The sequence below is a fragment of the Bradyrhizobium sp. CCBAU 051011 genome (genome assembly GCF_009930815.1).
Classification (GTDB): domain Bacteria; phylum Pseudomonadota; class Alphaproteobacteria; order Rhizobiales; family Xanthobacteraceae; genus Bradyrhizobium.
In genome coordinates, this window is the sequence record NZ_CP022222.1 from 7150627 (window position 1) to 7171886 (window position 21260).

At 63.6% G+C, this 21260-nt stretch carries 15 protein-coding genes; 4 read left to right on the plus strand and 11 right to left on the minus strand.

Features of this window, described 5'->3' with window-relative positions; translation table 11 throughout:
* Positions 1 to 333 precede the first annotated feature (333 nt).
* Genes ACH79_RS33730 through ACH79_RS33740 form a run of 3 tightly spaced genes read right to left on the minus strand, consistent with a single transcriptional unit; the run spans position 334 to position 5453 of the window.
* Positions 334 to 1197: an amidohydrolase family protein gene (locus tag ACH79_RS33730; protein WP_161854808.1), complete on the minus strand. Its 864-nt coding sequence runs from the start codon at positions 1195 to 1197 to the stop codon at positions 334 to 336.
* The gene (locus tag ACH79_RS33735) at positions 1194 to 4319 is read right to left on the minus strand and encodes an efflux RND transporter permease subunit (protein WP_161854809.1); all 3126 of its coding nucleotides are present in this window, start codon (positions 4317 to 4319) and stop codon (positions 1194 to 1196) included. Before ACH79_RS33735 ends, ACH79_RS33730 begins: the two co-directional genes overlap by 4 nt.
* A 3-nt stretch (positions 4320 to 4322) precedes the next feature.
* A complete protein-coding gene (locus tag ACH79_RS33740; protein WP_161854810.1) occupies positions 4323 to 5453 on the minus strand; it encodes an efflux RND transporter periplasmic adaptor subunit in 1131 nt (376 codons plus the stop codon).
* 159 nt (positions 5454 to 5612) lie between these two features.
* Here ACH79_RS33740 and xth point away from each other — a divergent pair, with 159 nt between their 5' ends.
* Entirely contained in the window at positions 5613 to 6404 is a 792-nt protein-coding gene (xth, locus tag ACH79_RS33745) for an exodeoxyribonuclease III (protein WP_161854811.1), read from the plus strand.
* Entirely contained in the window at positions 6401 to 6898 is a 498-nt protein-coding gene (locus ACH79_RS33750; RefSeq protein WP_246738236.1) for a GNAT family N-acetyltransferase, read from the plus strand. The genes xth and ACH79_RS33750 overlap by 4 nt, the downstream gene beginning before the upstream one ends.
* Positions 6899 to 7048: 150 nt before the next feature.
* Here the strand turns inward: ACH79_RS33750 and ACH79_RS33755 are convergent, their stop codons facing one another.
* The gene (locus ACH79_RS33755) at positions 7049 to 7891 is read right to left on the minus strand and encodes a tetratricopeptide repeat protein (RefSeq protein WP_161854813.1); all 843 of its coding nucleotides are present in this window, start codon (positions 7889 to 7891) and stop codon (positions 7049 to 7051) included.
* A complete protein-coding gene (gene ilvD, locus ACH79_RS33760; protein WP_161854814.1) occupies positions 7878 to 9602 on the minus strand; it encodes a dihydroxy-acid dehydratase in 1725 nt (574 codons plus the stop codon). Before ilvD ends, ACH79_RS33755 begins: the two co-directional genes overlap by 14 nt.
* 891 nt (positions 9603 to 10493) lie before the next feature.
* On the opposite strand from ilvD, the gene ACH79_RS33765 reads away from it, so the two are divergent.
* Complete coding sequence (locus tag ACH79_RS33765) at positions 10494 to 11450, plus strand: calcium-binding protein (RefSeq protein WP_161854815.1); 957 nt, start codon at positions 10494 to 10496, stop codon at positions 11448 to 11450.
* Positions 11451 to 11947: 497 nt separating this feature from the next.
* The gene (locus ACH79_RS33770; protein WP_161854816.1) at positions 11948 to 14146 is read left to right on the plus strand and encodes a transglycosylase SLT domain-containing protein; all 2199 of its coding nucleotides are present in this window, start codon (positions 11948 to 11950) and stop codon (positions 14144 to 14146) included.
* 119 nt (positions 14147 to 14265) lie between these two features.
* Here ACH79_RS33770 and ACH79_RS33775 read toward each other — a convergent pair whose 3' ends face one another.
* The 6 genes from ACH79_RS33775 to ACH79_RS33800 all read right to left on the minus strand — a co-directional run bounded on the left by ACH79_RS33775 (position 14266) and on the right by ACH79_RS33800 (position 21255).
* Positions 14266 to 15234, minus strand: a complete 969-nt coding sequence (locus tag ACH79_RS33775; protein WP_161854817.1) for a tripartite tricarboxylate transporter substrate binding protein BugD — start codon at positions 15232 to 15234, stop codon at positions 14266 to 14268.
* 33 nt (positions 15235 to 15267) lie between these two features.
* Positions 15268 to 16509 carry a threonine synthase gene (locus ACH79_RS33780; RefSeq protein WP_161854818.1) on the minus strand — a complete coding sequence of 414 codons (1242 nt, stop codon included), beginning with the start codon at positions 16507 to 16509 and terminating at the stop codon, positions 15268 to 15270.
* A 115-nt stretch (positions 16510 to 16624) separates the two neighbouring features.
* Positions 16625 to 18043: a dihydrolipoyl dehydrogenase gene (lpdA, locus tag ACH79_RS33785; RefSeq protein ID WP_161854819.1), complete on the minus strand. Its 1419-nt coding sequence runs from the start codon at positions 18041 to 18043 to the stop codon at positions 16625 to 16627.
* A gap of 138 nt (positions 18044 to 18181) precedes the next feature.
* The gene (locus ACH79_RS33790) at positions 18182 to 19549 is read right to left on the minus strand and encodes a pyruvate dehydrogenase complex dihydrolipoamide acetyltransferase (protein WP_161854820.1); all 1368 of its coding nucleotides are present in this window, start codon (positions 19547 to 19549) and stop codon (positions 18182 to 18184) included.
* Between the two features lie 2 nt (positions 19550 to 19551).
* Positions 19552 to 19857, minus strand: a complete 306-nt coding sequence (locus ACH79_RS33795) for a DUF5076 domain-containing protein (RefSeq protein WP_161854821.1) — start codon at positions 19855 to 19857, stop codon at positions 19552 to 19554.
* Positions 19858 to 19863: 6 nt separating this feature from the next.
* Positions 19864 to 21255 carry a pyruvate dehydrogenase complex E1 component subunit beta gene (locus tag ACH79_RS33800; protein WP_161854822.1) on the minus strand — a complete coding sequence of 464 codons (1392 nt, stop codon included), beginning with the start codon at positions 21253 to 21255 and terminating at the stop codon, positions 19864 to 19866.
* Between the last annotated feature and the right edge of the window lie 5 nt (positions 21256 to 21260).

Sequence of the window (21260 nt, forward strand, 5' to 3'; positions counted from 1 at the left end):
CCGAGCGACGGAGGAAAGGTTCAGCGCTTGATCTCGTGATCCTCACCACCAGCGGGGCGGTCCCAAAGAAGCAATTCCACGCCAACTCCGAGCGCACGGCAGCGCAAATTCTGGTGCTTTGTCGGAAACCGGAGCTTGATCGATGTCAAAGGCCCGGGAAATCTCCGGGAACCTCGTCCTCCCATTTTTCGGCGATGAAACGCCTATACAGCGTGGAACCACCAGGCCCATCGGCGCGCGTCAGATCATCTCGGAAATTAGCTTCGACGATATCGCCGGATGCGAGCTTTTGGCTGCGAGTTCATGGATTGAGGCGACCTTCGCGCCTCGCGCTCAGCGCTCGCCGCCGAACAGCGCGCGCGCATTGCCGTGCGCGACCTGCGCCGCGACCTTCGGCGGTAATTGCGTGAGCCAGGCGCGATAGCCGGCCATGATCTCGCCGTAGCTGTCCCAACGCTCGTTGATCCAGGTGTCGGAGCCGAGCAGGAAACGGTCCGGGAAACTCTCGAATAGCGCGCGCCATTCGGCGGTCAGCTTGCCGCCGCCGTCGGTGATGCCGCCGCGATAGGACAGTTCGCCCCACAGCTTCGGATATTTCGTCAGCATCTCCGCAACGCGGTCGGTCGAAAGGCTGAAGCCGGTATGGGCCCAGATGATGCGGGCGCGCGGATTGTGGCGCATCAGGATCTCGACGGCCACGTCGTCGGCATGGGCATGCAGATAGAGGTCGTGCTCTACCGCGAAATCGACGGTTTTCTTCACCCATTCGGTGTCGGCGGCCTTGCCCGAGATATGGAATTCGCCGATGCCACGGTAATAGCCGCGTTTGAACTCGTCCTGCACGAGGTCGAATATGAAGGGATCGCCGAACCAGGTCTGGATGTCGGCGCGCACCCGGTACGGCCGGATGAATGGAACGATCTGCAGGCCCTGCGGCTTCGCGTCCATCAGCGCATGCGTGCCGGTGTTGGGACGGCTGGTGGCGAGGATGCCGGTAACCCGGTGTTTTCTGAACAGCGCCAGCACCTCGTCGATGCTATAATGGGGCTTTGGCTCCCAATTGTAGTGCAGGTGGGCGTCGAAGATTTCGATCGCCTCGTCAGCCCTCGCCTGCCCGACCGTACCCGCCATCCATGCGAGCGCCATGACGGCGGCGCATCGCAATGCGGATAGAACCAGTTGCCCGATGGCGCTCATTCGGCGGCGACCACGTGCGGCCGCTCCTCGCCCGGCTCTTCCAGTTGCGGTTCGAGCTTGCGCCGCAGGCGGCGGTCAACGCGGTCGAGATAGATGTAGATCACCGGCGTGATGTACAGCGTCAGGAGCTGGGACAGGCAGAGGCCGCCGACCACGGCGATGCCGAGCGGCTGGCGCAGTTCGGCGCCGGCGCCCGCACCCAGGGCAATCGGCAGCGTGCCGAAGATCGCGGCAAACGTCGTCATCATGATCGGGCGGAAGCGCAGCAGCGCCGCCTCGCGGATCGCGTGTTCGGCGCTCAAGCCGACGCGGCGGCGCTCCAGCGCGAAGTCGACCATCATGATGGCGTTCTTCTTGACGATGCCGACCAGCATCACGATGCCGATCATGGCAATCACCGACATCTCCATCCCGAACAGCATCAACGTCAGGATCGCGCCGATGCCGGCCGACGGCAGGCCGGAGATGATCGTGATCGGATGGATGAAGCTTTCATACAGGATGCCGAGGATGACGAAGGCGGCAAACACCGCCGCGAGGATCAGGACGCCCTGCCCGCGCAGCGAATCCTGGAACACCTGCGCGGTGCCTGAGAAGCCGGTCGCAATCGTCGCCGGCAAGTTGGATGCCTGCTCGAGTTCGGTGATCTTGTCGACCGCATAGCCCAGTGAATAGCCGGGCGCGAGGTTGAAGGAGATCGTTACCGCGGGCTGCTGAGCCTGATGGTTGATCTGGAGCGGACCGACGGTTGGAACCAGTTTTGCCACCGCCGACAGCGGGATGGTCTGGTTGTTCTGCGTCTTCATATAGAGCTTGGAGAGGTCCGACGGATCGACCCGGAACTGCGGCTGGACTTCCAAGATGATCTGGTAGTCGTTCGACGGCATATAGATCGTGCCGACCTGGCGCGAGCCGTAGGCGTTATAGAGTTGGTTGCGAACCTGGTCGACAGTGACGCCGTAGACCGCCGCCTTCTCGCGGTCGATATCGACCGTCATCTGCGGGTTCTTGATGTAGAGGTCGGTGGTGACGTCGAGCAGGCCCGGCAGCTTCTCGATCTTCTCGCGCATCTCGGGCGCCAGCCGGTACAGCGACTCGGTATCGCCGCTCTGCATCACGTACTGATACTGACTCTTGGAAATCCGGCCGCCGATATTGAGGTTCTGGATCGGCTGGAAGAACGCCTGCATGCCGGGAATCTGGCGCGCCTGAAGCCTCAGCCGGCCTATGATCGTGCTGAGATTGTCACGCTCCTTTTTCGGCTTCAGCGCGATGAACAGGCGTCCGTAATTCGCCGTGGCGTTGGGACCGCCGGCACCGACGGTGGAGTTGATATATTCGATCGCGGGATCGGATCTCAGCACGGCGACCAGCGCCTGCTGCCGCTCCTTCATCGCATCAAAGGAGGTGTCGGTGGCAGCCTCGGTCACGCCAATCAAAAAGCCGGTGTCCTCCTGCGGGAAGAAGCCCTTCGGCACGATCATGTAGAGGTAGATGGTGCCGCCCAGTGTGCCCAGCGTCACCAATAGCATCAGGAATTTGCGGGCCAGCACCCAGTCGAGCGTCCACTCATAGGCACGCAGCCAGGATTCGAACATCCTTTCGAAGACGCGGAGCACGATGTTCGGCCGCCGGGTCGCGTCATGGGCGCGCAGTACCCGGGCGCACAGCATCGGCGTCAGCGTCAGCGAGACAAATCCGGACACCACGATCGCGACCGAAATCGTCACGGCGAATTCACGGAACACGCGGCCGACGATACCGCCCATCAGCAGCACCGGAATGAACACGGCGATCAGCGAGAACGTGATCGAGATGATGGTAAAGCCGATCTCGCGGGCGCCCTTCAGCGCTGCCTCGAACGGCCGCATGCCGTGCTCGATATGGCGGACAATGTTTTCCAGCATGACGATGGCATCGTCGACCACGAAGCCGACCGATAGCGTCAGCGCCAGCAGCGTCATGTTGTTGATGGAGTAGTCGAGCGCGTACATCACCGCGCAGGTGCCGAACAGCGAGATCGGAACCGCCAGCGCTGGAATGAAGGTCGCGGATGCCGAGCGCAGGAACAGGAAGATGACCAGGATCACCAGCCCGATCGCGATCAAAAGCGTTTCCTCGACGTCGGCCACCGCCTGACGGATAGAAATGGAGCGGTCCATCAGCACGTTGATCGAAACCGACGGCGGGATCTGCGCGCGCAGCACCGGGAATTTCGCCAGAATGGAATCGACAACCGCCACGGTGTTGGCGTCCGGCTGTTTCTGGATGCCGAGCACGATGGCACGCTCGTTGTTGAGCCAGCTCGCGACCCGCTCGTTCTCGACGCTGTCGTAGATCCGCGCCACCTCGTCGAGCTTTACCGGGGAACCGTTGCGCCAGGCCACCACGATCTGGCGATAGTCTATCGCCTTGTCCATCTGGCCCGAGGCCTGCAACGCCACGTCCTGTTTCGGCCCGTTCAGCGTGCCGACCGGGGTCGAGGAATTGGCGCGCGACACCGCCGTGCGGATATCCTCGAGCGACAGCCCGCGGGCCGCGGCAGCCTCGGGATCGGCCTGGACGCGAATGGCGAATTTCTGCGCGCCGTAGACGCTGACCTGGGCGACGCCCGGAATCTGCGAGAGCGTCTGGCCGATGGTGATGTCGGCATATTCGTGGACCGCCGACAGCGGCAGCGTCGACGAGTTGAGCACGACGAACAGAACGGGGAAATCGGCCGGGTTCACTTTGCGGAAGCTCGGCGGGATGATCATCTCGACCGGCAGCCTTCGCTGCGCGATGGTCAGCGCGGTCTGAACGTCCAGCGCCGCGGCATCGATGTTGCGGTTGAGATCGAACTGGATGGTGATCGTGCTGGTGCCCTGCGACGAGTTCGACGACATCGAGGAGATGCCGGCGACCGTGGAGAGCTGGCGTTCAATGACGCCAGCGACCGACGCCGCCATGGTATCCGCGCTGGCGCCCGGCAGCGTCGCGGTAACGGCAATGGTCGGAAAATCGACCCGCGGCAGCGCCGAGACCGGCAACAGGCGGAAGCCGAAGATGCCGAACGCGATGATCGACGCCGTGATCAGCGTCGTCATGACCGGCCGGCGGATGCAGAGTTCGGACAGGGTCATTGGCTAAGCCCCGGCCTTCTTGGCTCGCGGCTCGACCCGCGATCCGTCCGACAGCAGTAATTGCCCGTCGACCACCACGCTCTCGTCGCCGGCGAGCCCTTCCGAGATCACCGACAAGCCCTGCGCGGTGCGGTCGACCGTGACCGGATGGACCTTGGCTGTGCCGTCCTTGACCACGAAGACGAAATTGCCGCTCTGGCTCCGCTGCACGGCGACCGTCGGCACCACGACCGAATCTTCGCTGCGGATGATGAGCTTGGCCGCGACCAACGTGCCCGGCCACAAGGTCTCGTTCTCGTTGTTCATGATCCCGCGCACGGTGACCATTCCGGTGGCCATATCCACGGTGTTTTCAACCATCGCGACCTTGCCGCTCTCGGAGCGCTGATGGCCGGGGATGGTGGCGGTGACGCCGGAGACGCCTTTCGCCATCGATTCACGCAAGTCCGCCAGCACGCGCTGCGGGACCGAGAAGGTCACGTAGACCGGCGCCATCTGGTTGATGACCGCAAGCGGGGTGGTATCGGCCGGACGCACGAAATTGCCGACCTTCACGTTGGCGACGCCGATCCGTCCGGAGAACGGCGCGCGGATCGTGGTGTAGCTCTTCTGGACCTTCAGATTGTCGAGCGCGGCTTGATCGGCCTTGATGGTGCCGGTCAGGATGTCGGACTGGGTCCTGGCATTATCGACATTGACCTGTGTTGTGGCGCCCTTGCCGACGAGGTCGTTGAAGCGGCGGAGGTCGCGCTGCGCGCCCTCGAGCTGCGCCTGATCCTTGGCGAGCACGCCCTCGGCCTGCTCGATCTGGGCGTCGATCTGGCGGCTGTCCAGCGTGAACAGCAGATCGCCTTCGTTGACCTTGGCGCCGTCCTCGAAATGAACCGCGACGATGGTGGTCTCCAGCCGCGACTTCAGCGCCACGCTGGAGATCGGCGTCACCATCCCGATGGCGTCGACATCGACCGGCATCGATTTGCGCTCCGCCTTGGCGAGTTCGACGGAAACCATCCGCGGACGCTGCGGGCCCTGGGCGTTGCTGCTGCCGCCCATCCACGAGGAGCGGGTGATAAAACCGGCCGCCGTGGCGATGGCGATAGCGCCGACGAGAAGGATTACGGAACGCTTTTTCATATTTTTTCACGCCCGCCTGCCCCGGATAAGGACGGGCAGGTCTTCTCCTAGCCCCTTGACGGCGATCTTCGCGCCTTATTTCTAAACGGTTATCACAGCCTCGCTGCACATGGTATGCCACTGCCGGAACAATGTGTAGTTACAATCCCGAGCCATTTTATGCGCGTTGCAACCTGGAACGTTAATTCGATCCGCCAGCGGCTCGAGCACCTCCTGACCTGGCTCAGGGAATGCTCGCCCGACATCGTCTGCCTGCAGGAAATCAAATGCGTGGACGATGCGTTCCCGCGGCTGGAGATCGAGGCGCTCGGCTACAACGTCGTCACCCACGGCCAAAAGACCTTCAACGGTGTCGCGCTACTGTCGAAACTGCCGTTCGACGAGACCAAATCCGGCCTGGCCGGCGACGACGAGGACGCCCACGCCAGATTTCTCGAAGGCGTGGTGACGCTCAAGACCGGGGTCATGCGGATCGCCTGCCTCTATCTGCCCAACGGAAACCCGCCGGACACCGAAAAATACCCCTACAAACTCAAATGGATGTCGCGACTTCTTGAGTATTCGAAGGAGCGGCTTAAGGCGGAAGAGCCGCTGGTGCTCGCAGGCGACTTTAACGTCATTCCAGCGGCAGCCGACGTCTATAACCCCGCCGCCTGGGGCAACGACGCGCTGTTCCGTCCGCAAACCCGCGAGGCCTTCCAGTCCCTCCTCGGCCTTGGCCTCACCGATGCGCTGCGCGCGGTGACCGACGAGCCAGGCCTCTACACCTTCTGGGACTATCAGGCGGGCGCCTGGCAGAAGAACTGGGGCCTGCGAATCGATCACCTCCTGCTGTCGCCGCAGGCGAGCGACCTGCTGACCAATGTCGGGATCGACAGCTATGTGCGCGCCTGGGAGAAGCCGTCCGACCACGTCCCGGTATGGGCGGATTTCGATCTGGAGACGGCGTGAGCGCATCAGGCGCGAAGGTTGCGATTAGGGACGCAGTGCCCGAAGATGCCGCTGCCGCCTGCCACGTCCTCAGAGAATCGATCTCGCAATTATGCATTGCCGACCACGGCAACGATCCGGTGATCTTGAACGCATGGCTGGCCAACAAGACCCCGGAAATCGTGGCGGGATGGACAAGGCAGGAGGGAAACTCGCTTCTCGTTGCGGTCGAGGGCGATGCCGTCCTGGCTGTCGGGGCCGTAACCGACGCCGGCGAGATCAGGCTGAACTATGTCGCACCCGATGCGCGGTTTCGCGGCGTCAGCCGTGCGTTGCTGAGGGCGCTCGAAGCCAGAGCCGCCGAGCGAGGCAATCGCCGTTGCACCTTGACCAGCACCGAGACCGCGCATCGCTTCTATCAGTCGGCGGGGTATATCGATGACGGCGCACCGACCAGAAAGTTCGGCACGGCTGGCGGCTATCCGATGTCGAAGGATATCGGCGCGGAGCCGTAGGGCGGGCAAAGCCAACGGATCGCACGAATGCGCGCCTGATGTTAGAATCGCAGGGTGAGCAAAGCGCGGCGTGCCCCCATTCACGCCAGCGATGTCGGAGAGATGGTGGGCACGGCGCAAAAGCGCCTTTGCCCACCCAACAATCGCCCGTCAGTCCCGCTTGCCCTGCACCCAGTGCTCGAGCATCTGTAGCGCCGTGGCGCGGTCGTCGTCGGAGGCCTTGGCGAAAGCGCGGTTGTAGCTTTCGCGAATCCAGGTCTCTTCGGGCGCGGCGTTGTCGCGCGCCAGCGTCAGCCACATCAGGCCGCGGGCAGCCTGCCGCGGCAGCCGGTCGCCGTTGAACAGCATCTGGCCGAGCATGGCTTGCGCCTGATGCTGGCCCTTCTGGGCGGCCAGACCAAGCCAGCGCGCGCCATAGCGGAAGTCGTCCCGCGAGGCGTCCGGGGTCTTCAGATAGAGCCGCGCTAGATCGTATTGCGCGTCGGCGTTGCCGAAATAGGACGCGGCATAGGAGAACATCTCCCGGGCGCGATCAGTGTCGGGCTTGATCTTGGAATTGGGGATGCCGTTGAGGTAGTAGCGGCCCAGCGCGACGAAGGCATTGGCGACGATCACCGCCTGCGGCGCCGAAGGGCTGTCCTCGGCATGCGCGTTGGCGATGCGGCTGAAATATTCGAAAGCGCGCAGGTCGTCCTGGATGACGCCATTGCCATCGGCATACATCCGGCCAAGCTTCCACTGCGCGACGGGATGGCCACCCTCGGCGGCGTATTGCAGCGAAGTCAGCGAGGATGCAGCAACCGCCGTTGCCGTCGCGGGCGCCGGCGGAGCCTTCTTCAGGGCCTGCGCAGTGACGGCCTGCGCGGCGGGCTGATTCATCACGGGCAGCGCTGCGTCCGGCTTCACCGGCGCGCCGTCAAATGCGAATCCGGGAGCCGCCACCGGCGCGGCCCCTAGCATCAACGCAAATATGATACGCCTAGATATCCGCATAACATTGTTTCTCGTGCGCACCGCCAGGATGGGTCACAGCCCCGTCCACCGCCGGCCCAACCTGTTGGGCATATTTCCACAGCGCACCCGACGTATGGTTAGTCTGTCGAGGTGCCCATTTGGTTTTACGTTCGGCGAGTTCGGCGTCGGTCAATTTTACGTTAAGAGTCCCGACCTCGGCGTCGATCTCGATAATGTCACCATTTTGCAACAGGGCGATCGGACCGCCCACCGCTGCTTCCGGTCCGACATGGCCGATGCAGAAGCCGCGGGTGGCGCCGGAGAACCGGCCGTCGGTGATCAAAGCGACCTTGCCGCCCATCCCCTGCCCGGTCAGCGCCGCCGTGGTCGAGAGCATCTCCCGCATGCCGGGACCGCCGCGCGGCCCCTCGTAGCGGATCACGATGACCTCGCCTTCCTTGTAGGTTCGCTTCTGGACGGAATCGAAGGCGTCCTCTTCCCGATCAAAGCAGCGGGCAGGACCGGCAAATTTCAACTTCGACATGCCCGCGACCTTCACGATCGCACCCTCCGGCGCGAGATTACCCTTCAGCCCGACAACGCCTCCCGTGACGGTGATCGGGTTGTCGGCGGACCGCACTACATCCTGGTGCGGATTCCATTTCACGCTCTTGAGGTTTTCGGCGATCGTCCGGCCCGTGACGGTTAGGCAGTCTCCGTGCAGGTGGCCATTGTCGAGCAGCGTCTTCATCAGAAGCGGTATGCCGCCAACCTCGAACATGTCTTTGGCAACATAACGGCCCCCTGGCTTCAAATCCGCGACATAAGGAGTCTTTTTGAAGATTTCGGCGACATCAAATAAGTCAAACTTGATCCCGCACTCATGCGCGATCGCCGGCAGGTGCAGCGCAGCATTGGTCGAGCCGCCGGAGGCAGCCACGACGGCCGCGGCGTTCTCCAGCGAGCGGCGGGTGACGATATCGCGCGGCCGGATGTTGGCTGCAATCAGCTCCAGAATCTTCTCGCCGGCGGCGGCGCAAAACGCGTCCCGAATCTCGTAAGGCGCTGGCGCTCCTGCCGAATACGGCAGCGCCAGGCCGATCGCCTCGGACACCGTCGCCATGGTGTTGGCGGTGAATTGTGCGCCGCACGCACCGGCTGAGGGGCAGGCCACCCGCTCGATTTCGTCGAGATCGGCATCGGACATTTCGCCGACCGAGTGCTTGCCGACGGCCTCGAACATGTCCTGCACCGTGACCTGCTGGCCACGGAAATTGCCCGGCAGAATCGAGCCGCCATAGATGAAGATCGAGGGCACGTTGAGCCGGACCATTGCCATCATCATGCCCGGCAGCGACTTGTCACAACCGGCCAGCCCGACCAAGGCGTCATAGGCGTGGCCGCGGACGGTGAGCTCGACCGAATCGGCGATGCACTCCCTCGACGGCAGCGACGAGCGCATGCCGTCATGGCCCATGGCGATGCCGTCGGTCACGGTGATGGTGCAGAATTCGCGCGGGGTGCCGCCGGCGGCCGCAACGCCCTTCTTGACCGCCTGGGCCTGGCGCATCAGCGAGATGTTGCAGGGTGCGGCCTCATTCCAGCAGGACGCGACGCCAACGAAAGGCTGGTGGATCTGCTGGGTGGTCAGCCCCATCGCGTAGAGATAGGACCGATGGGGAGCGCGCTCCGGCCCCTCCGTCACGTGACGGCTCGGCAACCTCTTCTTGATGTCGGTCTTGGCGTCCATCCGTGGAACCTGTTTCCTAGCTATCTCCTTGTCGGTCTCGGGAGCAATTTCCCGTCGCCTTCGGGCCAATCAGCTTTGAAAGAAATGGTTTCATGGAGGGGTGTGGCTAAATAGCGGCGCAGGCAAGAGCCGGACGGGGTGGTTAACCAAATGTTCCCTCACTGTTGCGGCCACGCAACAATCGTGGCGCGGCGGCAACCATTATTCGGGCTTATCAGGCCCACCGTGTTGCCACTTTCGCCGGATCACCCGATTTCGAGCGCTAGACCAAGCGCCCGAGTGGACGGGTCGCAACCTGGGGGGCGATCGTGGCAGAAGTCTCCGCTGCATCTCGCCTCGCCCGCTCATGCGACCAAATTGGATTCGGCGACACGACTGTGCGTCGCCGGGGAATCGCAAAGCGCAACCCGATCGACATCGCTGCAGCCGATTCCTTGATCGCCTGCCGCAGCTGCAGCGCTCCGAAAGTTACAGAGCCTGACATCAATCGCGTTCGAAGCGATCGCGTCAATTTTGTGCGGCCGATACTTTTTCCGTCAGTTTTTCGTCACGCATGATGCTTGCCGCGACAGGCGGCAGCAGCGGATTGATCCGATCATTGCCTAGACGAAACAACGTCGTACGCGATTTGTCGCGGAGGTTTGATCGCCGACACAATCGACGGATGCGCGCAAGCGCGCGGTCGCAGAGATGCCTTTCGCGTCACCATATTGCCCCTGCGAAACGCAAATCCGCCGCGCGCACGTCCAGCCACCGGCCCGTTTTCCTGCTCTTCCTTCGATGCGGGTGAAGGATCCTGCCTCACGTCCTTCCCGCGCGCATCACGCGAGGCTTTCCCAAAGTCCGTGGTCGTTTTTAGTACGTGAGGCCTCTGAGTAAGAGGTTTGAATAATGGCACGCTTCAATCTGAACAGCTTGTTCGGCAACGACCGCTTCGAAGATTTTTTCGCCAGGTTCGGCGGCGGCAGCTCCGACCATGATCATCTGAACGGGACAACGGGCAACAACACGTTGTTCGGGGGTGCCAAGGAAGACACCCTCGCCGGCATGGCCGGTAGCGACACGCTCAACGGCGGCTCCGGCGCCGACAAGGTGTGGGGCGGCTCGGGCAACGACAACCTGTCAGGCGGCTCCGGCGCTGACCTTCTCGTCGGCGGCTTCGGCGCCGACCGGATGGATGGCGGCACCGGCAACGACGTGTTGCTCAGCCGGTCGGATGCCGGCGAGATGGTCGCGGCGCAGGATGGCAAGACGCAGATCTTCGCGACTGAAACCGCTGCGTTCAAGGCCGTCAACGATACGCTGACCGGCGGCGCCGGCGGCGATACCTTCCGCTTCGAAGGCATGGTGAACGCCAAGGACGAGATCGTCGCAAAGCACGTCAATGCCGACGGCACCATCGACTGGGTTGGCGTGACCGGCGAGAACGGCGCCACTCACGATCACTGGGTCGACGGCTTCGGCAACGACGTGATCCGCGACTTCAATCGCGCCCAGGGCGACAAGATCGAAATCTCGGCGCACACCGCCGAGGTCAAGTCGATCCAGCACAAGGACAGCAATGGCGACGGCAAGAACGACTACAGCGTAATCACCGTCATCAGCCAGCAGGGCAATGCCGGCGCGCATGACGAGGATCTGCTCGGCACCATCACCGTCTACGGCAATCTGGTGAAGCAAAGCGATATCGCCGTTACCCAGACGGTGTACGGCGCTTACGAGAAGGTCGGCGAACTCGGCGGCGCGCACTTCGACCTGGAGGACGACGGCGTGCTCGCCGGTGGCGGCACCGACGGCGGCCACCACAACGAGGCCACCGCGATGGCCAACATGGCGATGTACGGCTAAGCCGAAAACAACAAGACACAATCACGGACAAGGCCGCCTCCCGGCCCTTGTCCTCCAGCGTCCGGTGTCGATTCAGCGTCGCCGGGCGCTGGACTGCGTCGAGAGCGTGTAGCCCGCATGAGCACAGCGATATGCGGGGCATCGTTTCCCGCATTCGCTGCGCTCATGCGGGCTACGAAGCAACGACTACGTCTCAATCCACCTTCACATTGGCGGCCTTGATCATCGGCCACCATTTTGCGCCCTCGGCCTTCTGCGAGGTGCCGATCGCTTGCGGCATTGAGCCCGTGAAGTGACGAACGGAAAGCAGCTGCGCGGCGCTACGCTTGGGAACCTTTGAGTTCCATTCGGCCTTATTTTGCGCGCATTTGTTGCATTGACGTGACAATTGCGCTCAAGCGTTGTGGTAATCTTTCGAACAGTTCGGGCCAAGCGCATCACGCGATCTCTTGGTTTCGACAGTGTTTGTGACGTGGCTTTCGCAGGGGGACCATGGAATGAACCGATGCTTACGCTCGTTGTCCTGTTTTTTCACATTAGCTGGACTCGCTCTCTTCTCGACGGATGCGACCGCGCGGGCCAGCCATAAGCCACACGCCCAGAAGGCGCACGAAGCGAGCAAGAAGTCGCACGTGGCCAAGCAGGCTCGCTCCCATCGCAGCGCTGCGCACGGAAAACGCCGGCACGCCAAGCACGCTTCCTCACAACACAAGGCGAAGCGGCCGGAGGCTCCGCCTGCTCCCAAGGAGGCCGTCGCTCCGCTGACGGGCGATCTTGCGCTGGTAAAGGAAGCCATCGATCTCGCTCGCAAGGCAAAGACCGAAGAGGCAACGGAGATCAGGAACAGGATCGCGGATCCGGCGGCGCAAAAGCTCGTCGAGTGGTTCATCCTGCGCCACCCGGCGACGACAGCGACTTTCAGCCGTTACGCGGCGTTCATCGCCGCCAATCCGGAATGGCCGAGCGCGGCGTTGCTGCGCCGGCGCGCAGAGGCGCGGCTATGGGAGCAGCGCAGCGATGCGGCGACGGTTCGCGGCTTCACCGGCGATCGGCCGACCTATGCCAAGGGCAAGTTGGCGCTGGCGCGCGTGCTGCTGGCAGAGGGCGATCGGGACGGCGCGGCCAGGCTGGCGCGCGACGCATGGCGATCGGACGAATTGTCGGAGCGCCTGGAGACCGACGCGCTCGAGACGTTCCGCGACCTTCTCAATCGCGATGACCACCGTGCGCGCATGAACAAGCGCATCGGCGTCAAGGATCTCGCCGGCGCCAAGCGCGCCGCGCGGCGTCTTGGCGACGACGAGCTTGCGATCGTGAAGGCTTGTGCCCTGGTCAGGGGAAAAGCGGACAAGGCGAAGGATGCACTCGACGATGTCGCAGTCGAGGCCCGGCAGGATCTCGGGTACACCCTTTGCCGCATTCAGTGGATGCTCGCCCAAAACCGCATTGACGATGCAGCCGGCCTGATGCTGGCCGCGGCACCCGAGACCATGGCGCTGCAGGACACTGATCAATGGTGGCGCGAGCGCCGTATGCTCGCCCGCAAGCTGCTCGATGACGGCAAGTTCCAGACCGCCTACCAGGTGATCCGCCCCGCCGCGCTGCCGGCCAATGAATACTACCGGTCCGACTTCCACTTCATGTGCGGCTGGATTGCCCTGCGCTACCTCGACGACCCCGCCACCGCGGCCCGGCATTTCGCCCGGATCGATGAGGGACAGGTCAATCCGACCGTGCTGGCGCGGGCGAACTACTGGCGCGGGCGCGCCGCCGAAGCCCTCGGCGAGAAAGACGCGATGCGCTCAAACTACGAAGCGGCCGCGCGCTATCCGACCGCCTATTACGGGCAACTCGCGCGCGCCAGGCTTGGCCGCGACCGGATCGAACTGCGGGCCCCCTCGCCCGTGCTCGCCTCCGCCGATGTGCCGGCCACCGACGAACGCGTGCGCGCCGCCGAGATGCTCTACGAGATCGGCGAGCGCGATGTCGTGCTCTATTTTGCCGCCGATCTCGGCGAACAAAGCTCCGACGTAACCTTGCTCGAAGCGCTCGGCGAGCTCACCGGCCGCCGCAACGACGCCCGCGCGATGCTGCAGATCGGAAAGCCCTCGCTCGGCCGCGGACTGCCGCTCGACCATTACGCCTTTCCCACCATCGGGATTCCGCCGCACCGTCAGCACGCCCCCGAAATTGAGCTCAGCATGATTTATTCGGTGGCGCGCACGGAGAGCGCGTTCGACCAGCGCGACAAGTCTGCGGCAAATGCCGTCGGCCTGATGCAGGTGACGCCGGAAGCGGGACGCGATACCGCGAAGCGCTTCAAGGTCAGCTACGACTGGGACCGCATGGTTTCCGATCCCGTCTACAACACGCAGATGGGCGCCGCAGAACTGAGCGCGCTACTGAGTGAATACAAGGGCAATCACATCATGACCTTTGCCGGCTACAATGCCGGCCGGGGCCGGGTGCGGGACTGGGTCAAGGCCTATGGCGATCCGCGGGACCCCAAGGTTGATCCGGTTGACTGGGTCGAGCGCATTCCGTTTTCGGAGACGCGAAACTATGTCCAGCGCGTGATGGAAAATTTGGCGGTCTACCGCGTGCGGTTTGACAACGACACCGTCGTGGCGTCGAAGCCCAACCAGCGCGTCAATACGCAGGAGGTGAATGCGGCACCGCCGACGGGCTCGCAGTGAGCGTACCTGGACGGCAGATTAGCGCAGCGCGCAATCCACCGCGTCACGGTGAATAAACCGCGGGTTGCGCCTTCCGCTTCGAGCCGTGCCACATCCGCCGCCGGTTTACGGAGGTGACATCAATCCACCTTCACATTGGCGGCCTTGATCATCGGCCACCATTTCGCGATCTCGGCCTTCTGCCAGGCACCGAGCGCTTCGGGTGTCAATTTGTCCTTGGGCGGCATTTGCAGTCCGAGATTTTCGAGCTGCTTGCGCACCGCCGGATCGCCCAACGCATCCACCGTCGCTGCATTCAGCTTGGCGACGACGTCCTTCGGCGTGTCCCTGGGCACCCAGAGGCCGGACCACAGCGTCATGTGGAAACCCGGCAGCCCCGCTTCGTCCACGGTCGGGATGTCGGAGGCGGATTCGACGCGCTTGGAGTCGGTGATGGCATAAGCGCGGATGTTGCCGGCGCGCACCTGTCCGATCGAGTTCGAGGTCTGGTCGACGATCATGTCGATCTGGCCGGCGACGAGATCGTTCATCGCGGGGCCGGTGCCGCGGTATGGCACATATTGCAGCTTGATGCCGGAGACGTTCTCGAAATAGAGCCCGGCGATATGGCTGCCGGAGCCGGCGCCTGCCGTGCCCGCGGTCACCGGCGTCGGCTGCGCCTTCAGCCACGCCAGAAATTCCTTCAGCGACGTTGCGGGAACCGCCTTCTTGCTGACGATGATCATCGGATTGCTCGGCAGCAGCGCAACCGGTTCAAGATCGGTGACGAGGTCATAGCCGAGCTTGTAGATCGCGCCATTGGCGACGTGGGTGCCGAGATGCCCGAAGCTGACCGTGTAGCCGTCAGGCGGGGAGCGCACCGCGCGGCCGACGCCGACCGAACCGCCCGCCCCCGTCACATTCTCGACCAGAACCTGCTCGCCGAGCGAGACCTTCATGCGCTCGGCGAGAATTCTCGTCATCGCATCCGACGGGCCGCCGGCGGAGAACGGCACGATGATGGTGATGGGGCGGGAAGGAAAGCTTTGCGCCGCCGCCGCACCGCTGAACGCCAACGCTGCAATCGCGGCCAGAATGATCTTTCGCATCTCGTGCTCCCATCACATTCCGCCGCGTGACAGTCAGAGCCTCGCGTAGTCGATCGGTTTGTGGCGATCGAGCGTGCGCGTAACCGGCGGCAGCGGATATTTAAGCCCCGTCGCGCAATTGAACAGCATGACGCGATCGTTTTTCGTCACGCGGCCCTCGGCGAGGCTTTGCTGATAGGCAGCATATGTCGCCGCCCCTTCCGGACACAACAGCAGCCCCTCCTCCCGCGCAACTTCGTTGAGCGCAGCAGAAATCTTCTCATCCGGGACCGCAATGGCGAAACCCTTGCTCTCGCGGACCGCGCGCAGGATCAGAAAATCTCCGACCGCCTGCGGCACGCGAATGCCCGACGCGATGGTGTGGGCATCCTCCCAGCGCGGCGCGTGCTCGGTGCCTGCTTCAAAAGCGCGCACCATCGGCGCGCAGCCGGATGCCTGCACCGCGACCATCCGTGGGCGCTTCGATCCGATGAAGCCGATGGCTTCGAGTTCGGCGAACGCCTTCCACATGCCGATCAGGCCGGTACCGCCGCCGGTCGGATAGAAGATCACGTCAGGCATCTCCCAGCCGAGCTGCTCGGCGAGCTCCAGGCCCATCGTCTTCTTGCCTTCGATCCGGTACGGCTCCTTCAGCGTCGAGGTATCGAACCACCCTGCCTTGGCTTTGCCCTCGCCGACGATCTTGCCGCAATCGTCGATCAGGCCGTTGACGCGATAGACGGTGGCGCCCTGCAGCTCGATCTCGCTGACGTTCACCTCTGGCGTATCGGCGGGGCAGAAGATCGTGGTCTTGATGCCGCAGGAGGTGGCGTAGGCCGCCAGCGCAGCGCCGGCATTGCCGTTGGTCGGCATTGCCATGTGCTTGATGCCGAGCGCCTTGCCCATCGACACCGCCATCACCAGGCCGCGGGCCTTAAACGAGCCGGTCGGCAGACGGCCCTCGTCCTTGACGATGATCTCGCCGCCGCCGAGCTTCTTCGCAAGCTTCGGCAGGCGAATGAGCGGCGTCATGACTTCGCCGAGGCTGACGATGTCGGAGACCTTCCGCACCGGCAGCAGCTCGCGATAGCGCCACATGTCGGCTGGGCGTTGTGCCAGAGCTTCCTTGGTCAGCGCCTTCTTCACGCCCGCGAGATCGTAGCGCACCAAGAGCGGCTTGCCGGCCTTGGAGAGATTGTGGATCTGGTCGGCTTCGTACCGATCGCCTTCCATTGCGCATTCGAGATGGGTCACGAACGTCGGTCGTTCGATGGTGAGATTGTCGTTGTCTTTCACGCTTGGTTTTCTTTCTAGTTGAGCGATCTATATCCGCGTCATTGGGAGCGAAGCGAAGCAATCCATAGCGCCGCAAGCGGATAGCTGGATTGCTTCGCTCGCAATGACGGCAGAGTCACATATTCAGCACGCGGCCGTAGGCGTCGAGCACGGCTTCCTTCATCATCTCCGACAGCGTCGGATGCGGGAAAACCGTGTGCATCAGCTCTTCTTCCGTGGTCTCCAGGTTCATGGCGACGACATAGCCCTGGATCAATTCGGTCACTTCCGCGCCGATCATGTGCGCACCGAGCAACTGCCCGGTCTTCTTGTCGAAGATCACCTTGACGAGGCCCTGATCCTCGCCGAGCGCGATCGCCTTGCCGTTGCCGACGAAGGGGAAACGGCCGACGCGGATTTCACGGCCGCCTTCTTTCGCCTTCGCCTCCGTCAGCCCGACCGAGGCTATCTGCGGGTGGCAGTAGGTGCAGCCGGGAATGAGGTTCTTGTCCATGGCATGCGGATGCAGGCCCTTGATCGCCTCGATGCAGACCACGCCCTCGTGCTCGGCCTTGTGTGCCAGCATCGGCGGGCCGGCGACGTCGCCGATGGCGTAGATGCCGGGGACATTGGTCTTGCCGTAGCCGTCGATCACGACAACGCCACGATCCGTCTTGACGCCGACCTTCTCCAGCCCGAGGCCTTCGACATTGCCGACCACGCCGACCGCCGAGATCACCCGCTCGAACTCGACCGTCTGCGGCTTCTTGCCGTCGTCGATGGTGGCGACGACGCTGTCGGCCTTCTTCTCCAGCTTCGTCACCTTGGTGTCGGAGAGAATCTTGATGCCCTGCTTCTCGAACCGCTTACGCGCGAGCCCCGCGATTTCCGCATCCTCGACGGGAAGAATCTGCGGCAGCACCTCGACCACGGTGACGTCGGCGCCCATGGTGTGGAAGAACGAGGCGAACTCGATGCCGATCGCGCCGGAGCCGACCACCAGCAGCGATTTCGGCATCCGATCCGGCACCATCGCCTCGAAATAGGTCCAGACCAGCTTCTTGTCGGGCTCGAGCCCCGGCAGCACGCGCGGTCGGGCGCCAGTGGCAATGATGATGTGCTTGGCCTGGTAGGCGCCCTCGCCCAGCGCCCCCTTCGGCGCCTCGACGGCGGACTTCTTCACCGTGACCTTGCCGGGTGCGTCGATCGAGGCGTCGCCCCAGATCACCGTCACCTTGTTCTTCTTCATCAGGAAGCCGACGCCGTCGTTGAGCCGCTTCGAGACGCCACGCGAGCGCTGCACCACCGCCTTCGGATCGAACGAGACTTTTTCGGCGGAAAGCCCGTAATCCTTGGCGTGCTGCATGTAGTGGTAGATTTCCGCCGAGCGCAGCAGCGCCTTGGTCGGGATGCAGCCCCAGTTCAGGCAGATGCCGCCGAGATAGGACTTTTCGATGATCGCGGTCTTGAAACCAAGCTGCGCCGCGCGGATCGCGGTGACATAGCCGCCGGGACCGGAGCCGATGATGATGACGTCGAAGGATGTATCGGCCATTGGCTACTCGCTCGCTATCGTGCGACCATCACTATTCTTCGTCATTGCGAGGAGCCCTTGCGACGAAGCAATCCATCTTGTCGCCGGTGAGATGGACTGCTTCGCTGCGCTCGCAATGACGGTGCGGGTTACCTCGCCTCACACCATCATCATCACTGGGTTTTCGATCAATTGCTTGAACGCGCCGATTAGTTCGGCGCCGAGCGCGCCGTCGATGGCGCGGTGATCGCAGGACAGCGTCACGCTCATCATCTGCGCGATCTCGATCTTGCCATCGCGCACCACGGGGCGCTCCTCGCTGGTGCCGACGGCGAGGATCGTCGCATGCGGCGGGTTGATCACGGCGGTGAAGTGGTTGATGCCGTACATGCCGAGGTTCGACACCGCCGTGGTGCCGCCCTGATATTCTTCCGGCTTCAGCTTGCGCGCCCGCGCGCGCGCCGCAAAATCCTTCATCTCGGACGAGATGGTCGACAGTGTCTTGGTCTCCGCCTTGCGGATGATCGGCGTGATCAGGCCGCCGGGCATCGCCACGGCAACGCCGATGTCGGAATGCTTGTGCTTGAGCATGCCGCCTTCGGTCCAGCTCACGTTGCAGTTCGGAATCTTCTGCAGCGCGACCGCCATCGCCTTGATGACGAAGTCGTTGACCGAGAGCTTGTAGGCCGGCTTCTTTTCCTTGTCCTTCGGTGCGGCAGCGTTGATCTCCTCACGCGCCACCAGCAGCTTGCCGATGTCGCAGTCCATCGTCAGATAAAACACCGGCACGGTCTGCACCGAGGCGGTGAGCCGCTGCGCGATGGTGCGGCGCATGCCGTCATGCGGCACGATCTCGTAGGAGCCCTCTTCGAACAGCGCGAGAATCTGCTTGTCCGACATTGACGGCGCGAGGCCAGGACCCGCGGCGGGCGCGGCTGCCGGGGCCTTCAGGCCCTTGCCGGATTTCGCGTCCTCGACGTCGCGCGCGACGACGCGGCCATGCGGGCCGGAGCCGGTGATGCGCGAAAGATCGATCCCGGCGTCCTTGGCGAGACGGCGCGCCAAAGGCGATGAGAAGATGCGCGCGTGGCCGTTGCCCTTGGCAGGCGCTACCGCAGCCTGAGCCGCCGGCGCGGCAGCCTGTGTCGGCCCAGTTGCTGCAGGTTTTGGCGCGGGTGCCGGTGCCGATGTAGCGGCAGCGGGCTTGGGCGCCTCAGGGGCTTTCGGTGCCTCAGCGGGCTTCGGTGCGGACGCTGCTCCGGCACTAGTTGCCTTCACATCCTCGCCGTCGCCGGCCATGACCGCGATGACGTCATTGACCGGCACGTCCTGCGTGCCCTCTGGAACCAGGATCTTTGCAATCGTGCCCTCGTCGACCGCCTCGACTTCCATGGTCGCCTTGTCGGTCTCGATCTCCGCGATCACGTCGCCGGATTTGACCTTGTCGCCCTCTTTCTTGAGCCACTTGGCAAGGTTGCCCTTTTCCATCGTGGGCGACAGCGCGGGCATCAAAATGTTGATCGGCATTGTCAGTGACCTTGTTGCGACCGCGGCGTGGTGGAGCCCATGTCGGTCGGCCGGTTGATTTCGGCTTCGAACATATCGACGATGCGCGCGAGCGCTTCGTCCTCGGTGTAGCCGCTCTCGCGCGCATAGGCGCGGGCGGCATGGCGGGCGATATCGACCAGCATCAGGCCCCACATGTCAGGCTCCTCGAAAGCACGCTGGAACGCGATCGAGAGCCCGCCATCGACGACGAAGGCCCGCAGGACCTCGACGGCATCGTCCCGGCCGATGACGTCGGGCGGCAACGGCTGTTCGCTGGGGCCGGCCATCTGGACCTACCGATACGAAACGGCCTTGGCGGCCGCGACCACCTCGGCGACGGACGGCAATGCCAGCTTTTCGAGATTGGCCGCATAGGGCATCGGCACGTCCTTGCCGGACACCCGCGCGACCGGCGCGTCGAGATAATCGAAGGCGTGCTCCATGATGCGGGCGGCGATTTCGGCGCCGACGCCGGACTGCTGCCAGCCCTCCTCCACCGTCACCGCGCGGCCGGTCTTCTGCACGGAGGCGATGATCGTTTCGGTATCCATCGGACGCAGCGTGCGCAGGTCGATCACCTCGGCCTCGATGCCTTCCTTGGCGAGTTCTTCCGCGGCCTTGAGTGCATAGGTCATGCCCATCGACCAGGAGACAATGGTGACGTCCTTGCCCTTGCGCACCACGCGCGCCTTGCCGATCGGCACGACGTAGTCGTCGAGCTTCGGCACCTCGCCGGTGTGGCCGTACAGGACTTCGTTTTCGAGGAAGATGACCGGGTTGGGATCGCGGATCGCGGCCTTGAGCAGGCCCTTGTAGTCGGCGGCCGAGAACGGCGCGATCACCTTCAGACCGGGTATTTGCGAGTACCAGGCCGAATAGTCCTGGCTGTGCTGGGCGGCGACGCGGGCGGCGGCGCCGTTCGGCCCGCGGAACACGATCGAGCAGCCCATCTGGCCGCCCGACATGTACAGCGTCTTGGCCGCGGAGTTGATGATCTGGTCGATCGCCTGCATGGCGAAGTTGAAGGTCATGAACTCCACGATCGGCTTCAGCCCCGTCATCGCCGCACCGACGCCGACGCCGGCAAAGCCGTGCTCGGTGATCGGTGTGTCGATCACGCGCCGTGCGCCAAACTCCTGCAGGAGGCCCTGGGTGACCTTGTAGGCACCCTGATATTCAGCGACTTCCTCGCCTATGATGAAGACGTCGCCGTCGCGGCGCATCTCTTCGGCCATCGCATCGCGCAGCGCGTCGCGGATGGTCTGGGTGATGAATTCGGTTCCGGCGGGCACTTCCGGCTCCGGCTCGCTGACGGTCGTCGGCGCTGTCGGATGTTGTGCGGCCTTGGGCTGCGGCGCTTCCGCCTTGGCTTCTGCGGGAGGCGCTGATTCCGTGGCCTTGGCAGCGGGCGCCGGCGCCTTCGCGAGCTCGGCCGCGTTCTCGCCGTCAGCGAGGATCATCGCGATCGGCGTATTCACCGCGACGTCGGCGGTGCCTTCCGGGATCAAAATCTTGCCGAGCGTGCCCTCGTCGGTTGCCTCGACCTCCATCGTCGCCTTGTCGGTCTCGATCTCGGCGATGACATCACCCGACTTGATGGTCTCGCCTTCCTTTTTCAGCCATTTGGCGAGGTTGCCCTTCTCCATCGTGGGCGACAGCGCAGGCATCAGAACTTGAATCGGCATGGTAG